A 13,592-nucleotide genomic window follows, 5' to 3' on the forward strand; every position below is an offset into this window, starting at 1 on the left:
ATTAACCATTTAAACTTAACCAAATACAAATGAGTTCAATTTCATCTGATATTAAACCCAAAAAACATTACGAAATTTTAGACGGACTGCGTGGCGTTGCGGCTATTTTAGTCGTTGCGTTTCATATTTTTGAAGCCTTTGCTGGCGGAAACCGTTTTATTCAAATAATCAATCACGGATATCTGGCCGTTGATTTCTTTTTCCTTTTATCTGGATTTGTTGTGGCCTATGCATACGATGACCGCTGGGGTAAAATGGGTCAATGGGAGTTTTACAAACGCCGTTTAATACGTTTACAGCCAATGGTAATTCTGGGAATGGTCATTGGTGCTCTATTTTACTATTTTCAAGCTTCAGACATACTGTTTCCGATGATTAAAGAAATGGAGGTCTGGAAAGTTATTTTAACCATGGTAATAGGTTTTACTTTATTGCCAATTCCGCCTTCAATGGAAATTAGAGGTTGGGGAGAAATGCATCCTTTAAACGGTCCGGCATGGTCGCTTTTTTTCGAATATATTGCAAACATTTTGTACGCCTTAATCTTCCGTAAATTTTCGAATAAAATAATGTCAGTTTTTGTATTGATATTTGCCGGACTGTTAATTAATTATACCGTATTTGGCCCAAAAGGAGATGTAATTGGAGGATGGTCGCTGAATTTAGCGCAGATGAATGTAGGCTTTACCCGCTTATTGTATCCGTTTTTTGCAGGAGTATTATTGTGCCGTTTAGGGAAATTAATCCATGTAAAAAATGCTTTTTGGGTATGTGCAATCTTAATTACAATTGTTCTTTCGCTGCCTAGATTTGGAGATGAAAATAGTCTTTGGATCAATGGAATTTACGAATCAATCTGTATTATTTTTATTTTTCCAATTATTGTGGCGATTGGAGCAGGAGGAGAGATTAAAAATGAATTTTCATCAAAAATTTGCAAGCTTCTAGGTGATATTTCTTATCCGATTTACATTACGCATTATCCTCTAATTTATTGGTTTACAGCATGGATTGTAGATAATAAAGTAACCATGGAAAATGGATATCTTGAAGGAATCGGAGTTTTACTGGTAAGCATTCTATTGGCTTTTGTATGTTTAAAATTATACGACGAACCGGTTAGAAACTGGCTTGTAAAGAAGTTTCAAAATAAAAAGCCAGTATCGGCATAAAGAGTTTTTTAGAGTTTGTAATTTTTGTTAGTTACAAATGCAGAAAGGGATAAACGATTAAGTTTATCCCTTTCTTATTTATGATTGAAATTGTAGAGGCGCACCGCAGTGCGTCTCTTCGTTTTACGATTATTCCTTTATTGGAAACTTGAAAGGAGTGCTCAAATAAATTTATCCTCTTGTAGTATATAAAAACAAAAGGTCAAAGGAAAAAACTTTGTCCCTTTGAACCTTTGTAACTTTGTATCTTAAAAAAATTATTCTAAAACCAATTGCCCTAAAGCTTCTTTACTGAAACCTTTCAACTCATCAGTTTTTCCAGCTTTGATTTTAGCAACCCAATTCGGATCAGATAAAAGAGGTCTTCCAACGGCAACCAAATCAAAATCGCCTCTGTCGAAACGTCTGTTTAATTCTTCTAAAGAAGTTGGCTGTGAACTTTCTCCAGCAAAAGCGCCAAAGAAATCGCCTGATAAACCAACAGAACCCACGGTAATAGTTGGAGCTCCGGTAACTTTTTTAGCCCATCCAGCAAAGTTTAGATCAGAACCTTCAAATTCTGGTTCCCAGAAACGACGTTGTGAAGCGTGAATAATATCAACACCAGCATCAACAAGAGGCGTAAGCCAAGCTTCTAACTCTTGTGGATTTTTAGCCAGTTTATAATTGTAATCAGAAGGTTTGAATTGAGAAAAACGCATAATAATGGCGAAGTCGTTTCCAACTTGTTTTCTTACTTCTTTTATCACTTCAATTGCAAAACGGTTACGTTCTGGCAGTGTTTTTCCGCCGTAAATATCATCACGCAAGTTAGTTTCAGTTCTAAAGAACTGATCAATTAAATAGCCATGCGCACCGTGAATTTCAACAGTATCAAAGCCTAATCTTTTGGCATCGGCTGCGGCTTTTCCAAAAGCCAAAATAGTATCTTCAATATCTTTTTCAGTCATGGCAACACCATTTCTAAAATCAGGTCGGTTTAATCCGGACGGACCTTCAAAAGGAACTGGCGGAACCCATCCAGAATGATGGTTGTCCATAATTCCCATATGCCAGATTTGCGGTCCCATTTTTCCGCCCCCAGCATGCACTCCATCAATCACTTTTTTCCATCCCTTTAAAGCTAAATCGCCATAAAAATGAGGAACATTAGCATCATTTGAAGATGATTTTCTGTCAATGACAGTTCCTTCAGAAAGAATTAAACCAACTTCGCCTTCAGCTCTTTTTTGGTAGTAAGCAGCGACTTCATCAGTTGGAACTCCATTAGGAGAAAAAGAGCGCGTCATTGGCGCCATTACGATTCGGTTTTTCAGATTTAACGATTTTAAGTTAAACTCAGAAAATAGGTTGTTTGTACTCATAGTAATTTTACAAATTAGATTGGATTAATTTACTAAGTGCTTCAAAGGCACCTTCGTTACGTTTATAATAAGTCCATTGCCCAACACGTTTGGCTTCAACAAAGCCAGCGCGTTGTAAAATAGACAGGTATTCGGATACTGTAGATTGTGTCAAACCTGCTTTGGCCTGAATTTGACCAACGCAGACTCCATGCTCAAATCCAGCATGTTCAAGCTGTCCCGGAAAATTAAGTTCGGGTTCTTTTAGCCATTCCAGCATTTGCAGTCTTGACTTATTAGATAATGCTTTAAAAATTTCGATCGGTTCCATGAAGCAAATATATCGACTTTTCTCGATATATCAATTAAAGGGAAAATATTTAGGATAATTTTATGATTGGAGATGTGGAATGCTAGCTGTTTTATGAAAGAAAATTTATATTTGCGTATAGAATAATCTTGCAAAGAAGAAATTTTATATCATTTTTGTCATCGCGAGGAACGAAGGATCACACACGAAACTCTACAAAGATTGTCAAAAATTCAAGATGGAGCTACTTGTGTGATCCTTCGTTCCTCAGGATGACAAGAAAACATTTTTACAGATTAAAAAAGTCCCAAAATAATAAACTTAATTATGAAAAAAACTTTACTTATTGCAGCGTTCTTATGTTGTGTAATCACCAGTTCTAAAGCACAAGTTGTAGGTGTAGATGTTGGAGATATTGCTCCAGAAATCGATCTCCCAGATACTAAAGGAGAGAAAGTAGCGCTTTCTTCTTTAAGAGGGACGTTAGTTTTAGTTGACTTTTGGGCTTCTTGGTGCGGACCTTGCATTAAAGAACAGCCACTTTTAATAAAATTGCATAACGCTTATCCAGACAAATTATCGATTTATGGTGTTTCTATGGATACGAAAAAACCGCTATGGACAGGAGCAATCGCAAAAGCAAAACTGCCTTGGACAAACGTTAGTGATTTAAAATATTGGCAATCTCCAGTTGTGGGAGATTATATGCTTCAATCAGTTCCGCTGAATTTTTTAATCGATAAAAACGGAATTATTTTAGCAAAAAATATTCACGGACAGGCTTTAGAGGCTAAAATAAAAGAGCTTTTAGAAGTGCAGTAATTTTTTTAACCGCAAAGAGCGCTAAGATTTACACTAAGCACGTGAAATTTTAAAGAATCTCGCAAAGTCGCAGAGTCGCTATAATAAACTTTGCGACTCTGCGACTTTGCGAGAGTTTTATTTTTTAAGTAAAAATCTTTGCGAACCTAGCGTAAACCTTTGCGCTATTTGCGTTTAAAAACAAAAAGTCCGATCACCCAGATCAGACTTTTAATTTTTAATTCTAAATTTTTAATTTTTCTCTAAGACTCTTTAATCACTTTCTTTACACCTCCAAAACTCGTTTTCAGCATTTCTCTAATCTGAAACTGCGTTTTGTTTTGCGAAGCGCTTTTCCAATCTTTCAGATCAAAAATATGGATTTGATCTGCGTAAGGATTTGTTAAGAATGAAATTCTTGAAATCGTATATTTATAGTATTTCAGCTCGTGGGAAACATGTCGATTTGGAACAACAATTAATATGTTTTCCCAATTCAAAAAGTCCTTCGGAACATCTTTTCTTTCCAATAATCCTAATGATTCAAAAAAAGCGACAATCTTCTGATCATTAAGTTTGCTAATCTTCTGATCTAGGTTTTTGAAAGTTGTCTGGAGTCTATTTTCGTTGATAATAGTACTCATGTTGGTAATTGCTTTTTATGATTTAAATATAAAATTACATCAAAAGAAAATGATTTTTGAATCTTATGCCATTAGATTCATTCTAAATTTTAAAACTCTCTTTAGAAGTATTTATTATGAATGAGTTATCATATTTTGATAAAATACTATCACTGCTTCTTCACTAAAAGCATTATTTTTATCGCTATTTGATTTACTAACAACCCAACTTATGAAAACCATTTTTTTACTAAGAGCAATTCTTTGTTCTTTAATTCTATCTTCAATTACGGTTTTTGCACAAAACAATTCAAGAAGAGAAGTCATTTTAATTGATAAAGATTGGCGGTTTTCATTTGGACATTTATACGATACCAAAAAAGATTTCGGCCATGCTGAAGGCTATTTTTCTTATTTAACCAAGACAGGTTTTGGCGACGGACCAGCTGCAAAAGATTTTGACGATCGCGCTTGGAGAAAATTAGATTTGCCTCATGATTGGGCAGTCGAGCAGCCTTTTAGCGAAAATGCAAGTTTCAGCCACGGATTCAAAGCGGCTGGCAAAAACTTCCCAGAAAAAAGTATTGGCTGGTACAGAAAGAAAGTCACAATTCCGAATGAAGATTTAGGAAAAATTATTTTTCTAAAATTTGATGGTGTTTTTAGAAATTCAAAAGTCTTTTTTAACGGGTTTTATTTGGGAACACAAGAAAGCGGTTATAATGGTTTTGAATATGATGTAACGGCTTATGTAAATTATGGAGGCGAAAATACAATTGTGGTCCGTGCCGATGCTTCAATGGAAGAAGGTTGGTTTTATGAAGGAGCAGGAATATACAGGCATGTTTATTTACAGAAAACCAATCCGTTGCATGTGGCGCAGAACGGAACTTATGTTACTTCAGAAATCGCGAACGATAACGCCTTAATTACTGCAGAAGTAAAACTTGAAAACAAAGGTCATTTTAAAGGAAATGTAGAAATAAATCAAGCGATTTTAGATGCTTCAGGAAAACAAGTTGCAACAAATTCTGAAAATGTTTCGGCTCCAGGATTTTATAAAACAAATGCCTATTCGTCAAAATTAAATGTCAAAAATCCGATCTTATGGGATATTGAAAATCCAAATTTATATCAGTTAGTTACAGAAATCAAAAGCGAAGGAAAAGTAATTGATCAATACAAAACTTCTTTTGGAATTAGAACCATAAAGTTTGATCCCGAAAATGGTTTTTTCCTGAACGGAAAGCACGTAAAACTGAAAGGAACCAATAATCATCAAGATCATGCGGGAATTGGAACAGCACTTCCAGATGAAATTCAGTATTACCGAATTAAAAAACTGAAAGAAATGGGGTCAAATGCATATCGTTGTTCGCATCATCCGCCAACACCAGAATTATTGGACGCTTGCGACAAATTGGGAATGCTAGTTATTGATGAAACCCGTCTGATGGGAATTAACGATTATCATTTGGATGATTTACAGCGTATGATCGAACGCGATCGAAATCACCCTAGCATTTTCTGCTGGTCGGTTGGAAATGAAGAATGGCAGATTGAAGGCGGAATTACTGGCGAAAGAATTGCCGCTATCATGCAGGATTTCAGCAAAAGCATTGATCCGACAAGACCTGTAACAGTAGGAATCAGCAGCGGTTTTAGGAACGGAATATCGAATGTAGTGGAAATTATGGGGTATAATTATTTAGGAAACGGAGATATTGATGCGCATCGAAATCAGTTTAAACAGCAGCCAGGAATGGGAACCGAGGAAGGTTCGACTTTTGCAACGCGAGGCACTTATTTTACAGATGATGCCAAACACTATCAAAGCGCTTACGATAAAAAGCCAAGACCGACTTTTTATAGCATTGAAGAAGGTTGGAAATTCTATGCTGAAAGACCTTATCTCGCAGGAATGTTTATCTGGACAGGTTTTGACTATCGAGGCGAACCAACGCCTTATGGCTGGCCATCTGTAACTTCTTATTTCGGAATGATGGATGTCTGCGGTTTCCCGAAAGACAATGTTTTTTATTTAAAATCATGGTGGGGAAAAGAGCCTGTTCTGCATGTATTACCGCATTGGAATTGGAGTGGAATGGAAGGTGCAGCAATTGATGTGTGGGCTTATTCGAATTGCGATGAAGTAGAGCTTTTTCTTAACAAAAAAAGTTTAGGAAAAAAGAAAATGGAGCAAAACGGACATTTAGAATGGAAAGTAAATTATGTTCCAGGAACCATCGAAGCAGTTGGCTATAAAAAAGGTAAAAAAGTACTTTCTGATATTCAAAAAACAACTGGAAAGCCAGAAAACATTAAATTGTCATTAGATAAAGAAAATGTATTAAAAGGAAATGTTTCTGTTTTAACCGTTGAAACTACTGATAAAAATGGCTTGCATGTTCCAACAGCAAATGACGAAATAACATTCTCCATAAAAGGCGGCAAAATTTTAGGTGTGGGCAACGGAGATCCAACCTCTCTAGAAAGCGATCAATTTATTGATGACATTGGATTGATTGCCATAAATAATTTTAAAGAACAAAAAGGAACAGCTCCAACTTTGCTTCATCAGTTGCCAAACCTTCCAGAAAACGAATGGACAGAAGCGTTTCATGGCCGTGATTACAAAAAGCAAGCGCCATCCTATGTTTATAAAGGCGAATTTGATTTACAGCATAATGCAGCTTCTAACGTGGTAAGTTTCTTTTATAAAAAAATAGGAGTAGAGGCAGTAATTTTTGTAAACGGAACTGAAGTGGAACCAAGCAAAGAAGATGCTCAAAAATATATTTTAAATACATCAATTTTAAAAGAAGGCAAAAACACGATTCACATTGCGGTTACGCCATTACAAAAAGTGAAAGATTGGGATGTAATGAACACTGATCCCGGAATCATTCAAGTTATTACGCCTGCAGAGCCATGGAAAAGAAAGCTTTTTAATGGTTATGCGCAAATCATTATTCAGAAAGATGAAAATGCTAAAGAAGTAGTTTTGTATGCTTCTGGGAAAGGATTGCGAGCTGCTAGTTTAAAAAAATAGTCTTTTTAACCGCAAGGTACGCTAAGATTTACGCTAAGTTCGCTAGGTTTTTAATCTCGCAAAGTCGCAGAGACGCAAAGTTTTTTTAATACCAATAAATGAATTGCGTCGAGCTTTAGCTTGAAGTAAATTAAAGAATTAGTTTTTTTAACCGCAAGGTACGCTAAGATTTACGCTAAGTTCGCTAGGTTTTTAATCTCGCAAAGTCGCAGAGTCGCAAAGTTTTTTAAGATTTTGTTTTTAATACCAATAAATGAATTGCGTCCAGCTTTAGCTGGATGTGAAAAAAAGGTACTTTTAAAGGCTTTAGGCAAACTGCGGATAGTGTGGCTAAAGCCTTTTCTGTGTTTGTCTCTTTTAGACCTCCAGCTAAAGCTGGAGGCAATTCAAAAAGAACTTTGCGACTCTGCGACTTTGCGAGACTATTTCTTTCCTAAAAAACAAAAAACTTTGCGAACCTTGCGTAAATCTTTGCGTTCATTGCGGTTAAACTAACAAACCTGAAACTTTAAACCTGAAACAAAAAATATTGTTTGATTTTCATAACTTTGCAAAATGAATAATCAGACAGAAACTCAGAATTGCGATTTTACTTCAGATTTAAAAATGAAGGGGTTTAAAGTGTATCCTATAAATGGAGATTTCAGTAAAGTTCCCGTTTATAGCCGAAGAGACTTTTATAAAATCTGCATTAATACCAGCAAAAGCATCATTCAGTATGCCGACCGCGGCATAGAAACCGACGGAACGATTTTGTTTTTCGGGAATCCGATAATTCCGTATTCTTGGGAAACCGTTTCTGAGAAATATGAAGGCTATGCTTGCGTTTTTACCGAAGAATTTTTTAAAACAAAAGACCGTTCCGAAACCCTTCAAGAATCGCCTTTGTTTAAAATAGGAGGAACGCCAATTTTTACTTTAACTCCTGAGCAAAAAGTATTTATTGATTCATTATTCCAAAAAATGATTCAAGAATACGAAACCGATTATGCTTTCAAAGACGATTTGATGCGCAGCTACGTTAATTTGATTATTCATGAATCCATGAAAATGCAACCATCGGAGAACTTCTTTAAACACAAAAATGCCTCTTCGAGAATTACTTCGCTGTTTTTAGAATTATTGGAAAGACAATTTCCAATAGAAACCAAAGATCAGCCGTTGGCTTTAAAAACGCCTCAAGATTATGCGCAAAGTCTTTCTGTGCATGTGAACCATTTAAATCGTTCTGTAAAAGAAGTTACAGGAAAACCGACAACAGCACACATTACAGAAAGAGTCATCAATGAAGCCAAAGCTTTGTTGCAGCACACAGATTGGAGCATTTCTGATATTGGGTATTCGCTTGGATTTGAATATCCGAGTTACTTCAATAATTATTTTAAAAGGCTTACAGGAACGGTTCCGAAATCACTTCGAATGTAAATTGTTTCAATTTCTTAATTTTTTGTTTGAATATTGTTATTTCTGCATTGCAGTATTGCACTACATTTGCCCTGAAATAAACAACGAATCTTTGTATCAGTTTTTTTAATGACTAAATAATACTTCACAAAGGCATGTTCCGCTTTGCATTTAGTTTTAAATTTTGATAATAGAAAAAAATAAAAATTTTTATAGTATTAATTAAAAGCAAAAATCTCCTTCTAAAAGAGATTCGATGTACTGATTATTTCATTCAAATAAGCTTATAAGAATTTTAAAAATCAATTATTAACCTAAAAACAACGAAATTATGTCGACACATTTCACTGCTGTAATCGAAGAAGGTAAAATTCCAAACACTTATATGACAGGCGAAGTGTCATATAAAAAGCAGACAAGCGAAATTCACCCCAAAAACACTGTAATCAAAGATATTTCTTTTGAACCGGGAGCGAGAAGCAATTGGCACAGTAATGCAAGTCTGCAACTTATCATTGTAACAGATGGGGTTGGCTATTACCAAGAAAGAGGCGGACAAATTAATCTTATCGAAAAAGGAAAAGTAATTACGGTTTTGCCTGGAGTAGAACATTGGTATGGAGCAACACCAAACACCAAATATTCACATATCACTATTGTCACAGAAGTAGACAAAGGTTCAGGAATATGGCTGGATAGTGTTACAGATGAGGAATATTATTCTTTTTTAAGACACTAAGATTCTGAGATTCTAAGATACTAAGATTTTATCCCCAAAAGTTATTGGGCTGAATTTTTTACGCAGATTTGCTTCGCCTGTTCGCTATCGCTCGGGTTACTGATTTATAATATATTATATTTTTTGATTAGATAAAAATAACCGAAATTTATATAACTGTTTGCAAATCAGTATAAGTCAGCTAGATTTCTATTGCAATTTCAGAACGGTTTTAAACCTGTCCCGATAGCTATCGGGATGAAACAAAAAACTAAAAACAACAAATAAATTATGGAAACAAAAAGCATAAAAGCCTTTGGCACCGAAGCGGCCGAAGCACCATTAAAAACCTTAGATATTAAAAGAAGAGCTGTACAGGCGCATGACGTAGAAATCGAAATTTTATATTGCGGAATCTGTCATTCCGATTTGCATACCGCTAGAAATGAATGGCATGGCACTATTTATCCGATTGTTCCAGGACATGAGATTGTAGGGCGTGTGACTAAAGTTGGAGATCATGTAAAAGGTTTTAAAGTTGGCGATTTGGCAGGAGTGGGCTGTTTAGTTGATTCTTGCAGAGAATGTGAACACTGCAAAAATGATTTAGAGCAATTCTGCGATGAAGGAAGTACTCAGACCTTTAATTCGCCAGACAAACACTTGGGAGGACAAACTTATGGAGGTTATTCTCAAAGCATTACAGTAGACGAAAGCTTCGTTTTACATATTTCAGATAAGTTAGATCTAGCTGCTGTTGCACCATTGTTATGTGCAGGAATTACAACTTATTCGCCATTAAAACACTGGAAAGTTGGTCCTGGTCAAAAAGTGGGAATTGTAGGTATCGGCGGTCTTGGCCATATGGGAATAAAAATAGCGAAAGCTATGGGGGCTCATGTAGTGGTTTTTACAACATCTTTATCCAAAACAGACGATGCAAAACGTCTTGGAGCAGATGAGGTGGTATTGTCTACAGACGAAACGCAAATGGCACAGCATGCCAGAAGCTTAAATTTTATTTTGGACTGCGTTTCTGCGGAACACAGTATTGATGCGTATTTAAATTTACTTAAAGTAGACGGAACATTAACTCTGGTTGGCGCACCAATGGACCCGCTTCCTGTAACTTCTTTCAGCTTGATTTTAGGAAGAAGAAGCTTCTCAGGATCTCTTATTGGAGGAATTGCCGAAACTCAAGAAATGCTTGATTTCTGTGCCCAACATAATATCACATCAGATGTGGAAGTAATTGGAGTAAACGATGTAAATGATGCCTACGAAAGATTATTGAAAGGAGATGTCAAATATCGTTTTGTGATTGATATGGCTTCTTTGAAATAAGGTTCAAAGTGGCAGAGGCTCAAAGGGATATAGTTTTCTGCTCTTTGTACTCAAAAAAAAAATCTATGCAAAGCTTTAAGGGGCAAAGGAGGTAACCTTTGTCGCTTTGTTCCTCTGAACCTTTGCACCTAAAAAGAAAAAAATGCAAACACGTAAACTAGGAAATAGCGGTATTGAAGTCTCAGCTTTGGGACTTGGCTGTATGGGAATGAGTTTTGGCTATGGACCGGCTCATGACAAAAAAGAAATGATAAGTCTATTGCGTTCTGCTTACGAAAAAGGGATCACTTTTTTTGATACCGCTGAATGTTATGGGCCGTTTTTGAACGAAGAACTTTTGGGAGAAGCTTTGGCGCCTTTTCGCGATAAAGTTGTCATTGCAACGAAATTCGGTTTTCTGGAGGGCGATTCTAAAAAAGGATTAGACAGCCGTCCTGAGTGGATTAGACAAAGCATTGAAGGTTCGTTAAAACGATTAAATATTGATGTTATTGATTTGTATTATCAGCATCGCGTTGATCCAAACGTGCCAATAGAAGATGTTGCAGGAACCGTAAAAGATCTGATAAAAGAGGGAAAAGTCAAACATTTTGGACTCTCAGAGGCTGGAGTTGAAAGCATCCGACGTGCACATGCCGTTCAGCCTGTTACGGCTCTGCAAAGCGAATATTCACTTTGGTGGAGAACGCCAGAAGAAGAAATTATTCCGGTATTAGAAGAATTAGGAATTGGTTTTGTGCCTTTTAGTCCGTTGGGAAGAGGTTTTCTAACCGCAAAAATTGACGAAAACACGCAGTTTGACAGCAATGATTTTAGAAATACCCTGCCTCGCTTTACACCAGAAGCTAGAAAGGCAAACCAAGCGCTAGTCGATTTGCTTTCGAAAATCGCGGCAGAAAAAGGAACAACAAATGCACAAATTGCCCTTGCTTGGATTTTAGCCCAAAAACCATGGATTGCGCCAATTCCAGGAACAACAAAATTACATCGTCTAGAAGAAAATTTGCGCGCAGTAGATTTGAAACTTTCTGAACAAGATTTAACGGAAATCAATGAAGCTACTTCAAAAATAGCAATTGAAGGTTCAAGATACCCAGAGCATTTGCAGAAGATAACTGGAAAGTAAGGGGCTAAGACGCTAAGGTTCTGAGATGCTAAGATACTAAGAAAACTAAGAGCCTTAGCAGCTTAAAATCTGAGTATCTTAAAAAAGAAAACCTCCAAGCAATTCAACTCTTGGAGGTTTTTAAATAAGCGAAGACTTAAAATGCTTAGGTACTTTCTATTAAAAGAAACCTTTGAACCTTGCAGCTTTGAGCCTTTGCATCTAAAAAAATAAATAATAACCAATTAATTTATTTTACTTTTTGTCTAGGTTTTGTTTCAGCATTTTGGCATGTTCCAAATGCGCTGTTAAACCTGCAATATTGTTAGAAGCCCAAGTCCTTACTTCTTGATCGTTAGCATCTTTTGCGGCTTTTTCTAATTTTTTGATCGCTTTTTCATGACCATCAATCATCATATCTGCGAATTTTTTATCGAAATCAACACCTGATTTTTCGTTTAATTTATTGTATTCGTCTTGACCTTCTTCAGTTAGCGAAGTTGGCAATGTAAAGTTTTTAGCTTTTGCTAAAGCACTCACTTCAGAAGCTGCTTTAGTGTGCTCATCAACAAGCATTTTACCAAATTTTTTCACTTCAGCGTTGGTGCTTTTTGTTTGAGCCAGTTTACCAATTTCGATTTCAGCTAAATTAATTTCGGCTTGATCTACTAGAAATTCAGAGTCATCTTCTTTGCTGTCAATAGAATCAAATTTTGTTTCGTTTGCATCTTCTGCAACTTCTTTTGGATCTTCTTGTTTGGTTTCGTTTTTACAAGATTGAAGGAATATAATAATAAGTCCTGCTCCTAAAATGGCTTTTCCGGCTAATAATAACTTTTTCATGATTTTAATAGTTTAATGTTATGAAGTAAAATTATTGAGAACTTAAAGGAATGTCTTACAGGATTTTTAGAGATTGTTATAGGATTAAAATGTAAATTTTAAATTATCCTAAAATTAATTTGAATGGAAAAAGACTTTGTTTTAGGTATGAAAGTTTCTTTAGGTAAAGAATCTGGTGTTGTCGTAAGAGATTAGGAAAATCAGTCAAATTTTTGTGGAATGATTCGTTGGGATACACCAAAAGAAGATGATATTGAAGATTGGAGAGGGCAATTTGGAACATTTATTTAGGTGGGAGGCAGTATTTTAAATACTGATTATAAGTTTAAATACTGAAGAAGGAATTCCTAAATAGTGTTAGGTTTTATATAGTACATTATGAAAAAGATACTTTTTGTAATTCTTTTAATAAAAGATGATTTAATCCTAACTCCAAAAGAGTTGGGATTTTTTTCATCTAACATTTTACATCTTACAAAACACAACTTACACTTCACCTTTCACAATTCCCATCTCACAAATATGAAATTTGCGGCAAAAATTCTATAACAAAATCGTCTTACTTTTTGAGGAACTTTGAAATATTAGATTTTAAGAATTAACCCTTTAAAAATTAAAGTCATGCCAGATCCAAGAATTAAGAATGAAGAGCAATATGAAGCATTGGTAAAGAAAGGATACAGCAAAGAAAAATCGGCTCGTATCGCTAATACACCAAACGCAGGAAAGAAAGGTGGAAAAGCAAAGCCATATGACGAATGGACAAAAGAAGAACTTTTGAAACAGGCCAGTAAAGTAGGCATCAAAGGAAGATCTTATATGAACAAAAAAGACTTAATTGAGTCTTTAAGAAATAATTAAAAATAATTCAAAACTA

At 35.5% G+C, this 13,592-nt stretch carries 12 protein-coding genes; 8 read left to right on the forward strand and 4 right to left on the reverse strand.

What is annotated here, in order from left to right; genetic code table 11:
- Positions 1 to 29 precede the first annotated feature (29 nt).
- Positions 30 to 1,172: an acyltransferase gene (locus GR162_RS19305; protein ID WP_160783452.1), complete on the forward strand. Its 1,143-nt coding sequence runs from the start codon at positions 30 to 32 to the stop codon at positions 1,170 to 1,172.
- A gap of 257 nt (positions 1,173 to 1,429) precedes the next feature.
- Here GR162_RS19305 and GR162_RS19310 read toward each other — a convergent pair whose 3' ends face one another.
- Both GR162_RS19310 and GR162_RS19315 read right to left on the reverse strand, forming a co-directional pair.
- Entirely contained in the window at positions 1,430 to 2,536 is a 1,107-nt protein-coding gene (locus tag GR162_RS19310) for an NADH:flavin oxidoreductase (protein WP_160783453.1), read from the reverse strand.
- 7 nt (positions 2,537 to 2,543) lie between these two features.
- Positions 2,544 to 2,846: a helix-turn-helix transcriptional regulator gene (locus GR162_RS19315; RefSeq protein ID WP_160783454.1), complete on the reverse strand. Its 303-nt coding sequence runs from the start codon at positions 2,844 to 2,846 to the stop codon at positions 2,544 to 2,546.
- Between the two features lie 306 nt (positions 2,847 to 3,152).
- Between GR162_RS19315 and GR162_RS19320 the strand changes: the two genes are divergently transcribed.
- Positions 3,153 to 3,647 carry a TlpA disulfide reductase family protein gene (locus GR162_RS19320; protein ID WP_160783455.1) on the forward strand — a complete coding sequence of 165 codons (495 nt, stop codon included), beginning with the start codon at positions 3,153 to 3,155 and terminating at the stop codon, positions 3,645 to 3,647.
- 242 nt (positions 3,648 to 3,889) lie between these two features.
- On the opposite strand, the gene GR162_RS19325 is transcribed toward GR162_RS19320, so the two are convergent.
- A complete protein-coding gene (locus GR162_RS19325) occupies positions 3,890 to 4,270 on the reverse strand; it encodes a hypothetical protein (protein WP_008463176.1) in 381 nt (126 codons plus the stop codon).
- Positions 4,271 to 4,481: 211 nt separating this feature from the next.
- On the opposite strand from GR162_RS19325, the gene galA reads away from it, so the two are divergent.
- The 5 genes from galA to GR162_RS19350 all read left to right on the forward strand — a co-directional run bounded on the left by galA (position 4,482) and on the right by GR162_RS19350 (position 11,893).
- Positions 4,482 to 7,301 (forward strand): beta-galactosidase GalA, encoded by a 2,820-nt coding sequence (gene galA / locus GR162_RS19330; RefSeq protein WP_160783456.1) that lies wholly within the window; start codon positions 4,482 to 4,484, stop codon positions 7,299 to 7,301.
- 555 nt (positions 7,302 to 7,856) lie between these two features.
- Complete coding sequence (locus tag GR162_RS19335; protein WP_160783457.1) at positions 7,857 to 8,726, forward strand: AraC family transcriptional regulator; 870 nt, start codon at positions 7,857 to 7,859, stop codon at positions 8,724 to 8,726.
- A 310-nt stretch (positions 8,727 to 9,036) separates the two neighbouring features.
- A complete protein-coding gene (locus GR162_RS19340; protein ID WP_160783458.1) occupies positions 9,037 to 9,444 on the forward strand; it encodes a cupin domain-containing protein in 408 nt (135 codons plus the stop codon).
- A 270-nt stretch (positions 9,445 to 9,714) separates the two neighbouring features.
- The gene (locus GR162_RS19345; RefSeq protein ID WP_160783459.1) at positions 9,715 to 10,767 is read left to right on the forward strand and encodes an NAD(P)-dependent alcohol dehydrogenase; all 1,053 of its coding nucleotides are present in this window, start codon (positions 9,715 to 9,717) and stop codon (positions 10,765 to 10,767) included.
- Between the two features lie 142 nt (positions 10,768 to 10,909).
- Complete coding sequence (locus tag GR162_RS19350; protein WP_160783460.1) at positions 10,910 to 11,893, forward strand: aldo/keto reductase; 984 nt, start codon at positions 10,910 to 10,912, stop codon at positions 11,891 to 11,893.
- A 234-nt stretch (positions 11,894 to 12,127) separates the two neighbouring features.
- Here the strand turns inward: GR162_RS19350 and GR162_RS19355 are convergent, their stop codons facing one another.
- Positions 12,128 to 12,715: a DUF4142 domain-containing protein gene (locus GR162_RS19355; protein ID WP_160783461.1), complete on the reverse strand. Its 588-nt coding sequence runs from the start codon at positions 12,713 to 12,715 to the stop codon at positions 12,128 to 12,130.
- Between the two features lie 621 nt (positions 12,716 to 13,336).
- On the opposite strand from GR162_RS19355, the gene GR162_RS19360 reads away from it, so the two are divergent.
- The gene (locus tag GR162_RS19360; protein ID WP_008463188.1) at positions 13,337 to 13,576 is read left to right on the forward strand and encodes a hypothetical protein; all 240 of its coding nucleotides are present in this window, start codon (positions 13,337 to 13,339) and stop codon (positions 13,574 to 13,576) included.
- The last annotated feature ends 16 nt before the right edge of the window (positions 13,577 to 13,592 follow it).

The sequence above is a fragment of the Flavobacterium sp. HBTb2-11-1 genome, assembly GCF_009826975.1.
In the GTDB taxonomy this organism is placed as follows: domain Bacteria; phylum Bacteroidota; class Bacteroidia; order Flavobacteriales; family Flavobacteriaceae; genus Flavobacterium.

Bases quoted from the DNA above. Each gene is read 5' to 3' on its own strand.
- GR162_RS19340 (WP_160783458.1), top strand. From the start codon at position 9,037: ATGTCGACACATTTCACTGCTGTAATCGAAGAAGGTAAAATTCCAAAC.
- GR162_RS19355 (WP_160783461.1), bottom strand. From the start codon at position 12,715: ATGAAAAAGTTATTATTAGCCGGAAAAGCCATTTTAGGAGCAGGACTT.
- galA (WP_160783456.1), top strand. From the start codon at position 4,482: ATGAAAACCATTTTTTTACTAAGAGCAATTCTTTGTTCTTTAATTCTA.
- GR162_RS19345 (WP_160783459.1), top strand. From the start codon at position 9,715: ATGGAAACAAAAAGCATAAAAGCCTTTGGCACCGAAGCGGCCGAAGCA.
- GR162_RS19315 (WP_160783454.1), bottom strand. From the start codon at position 2,846: ATGGAACCGATCGAAATTTTTAAAGCATTATCTAATAAGTCAAGACTG.
- GR162_RS19335 (WP_160783457.1), top strand. From the start codon at position 7,857: ATGAATAATCAGACAGAAACTCAGAATTGCGATTTTACTTCAGATTTA.
- GR162_RS19350 (WP_160783460.1), top strand. From the start codon at position 10,910: ATGCAAACACGTAAACTAGGAAATAGCGGTATTGAAGTCTCAGCTTTG.
- GR162_RS19325 (WP_008463176.1), bottom strand. From the start codon at position 4,270: ATGAGTACTATTATCAACGAAAATAGACTCCAGACAACTTTCAAAAAC.
- GR162_RS19305 (WP_160783452.1), top strand. From the start codon at position 30: ATGAGTTCAATTTCATCTGATATTAAACCCAAAAAACATTACGAAATT.
- GR162_RS19310 (WP_160783453.1), bottom strand. From the start codon at position 2,536: ATGAGTACAAACAACCTATTTTCTGAGTTTAACTTAAAATCGTTAAAT.
- GR162_RS19360 (WP_008463188.1), top strand. From the start codon at position 13,337: ATGCCAGATCCAAGAATTAAGAATGAAGAGCAATATGAAGCATTGGTA.
- GR162_RS19320 (WP_160783455.1), top strand. From the start codon at position 3,153: ATGAAAAAAACTTTACTTATTGCAGCGTTCTTATGTTGTGTAATCACC.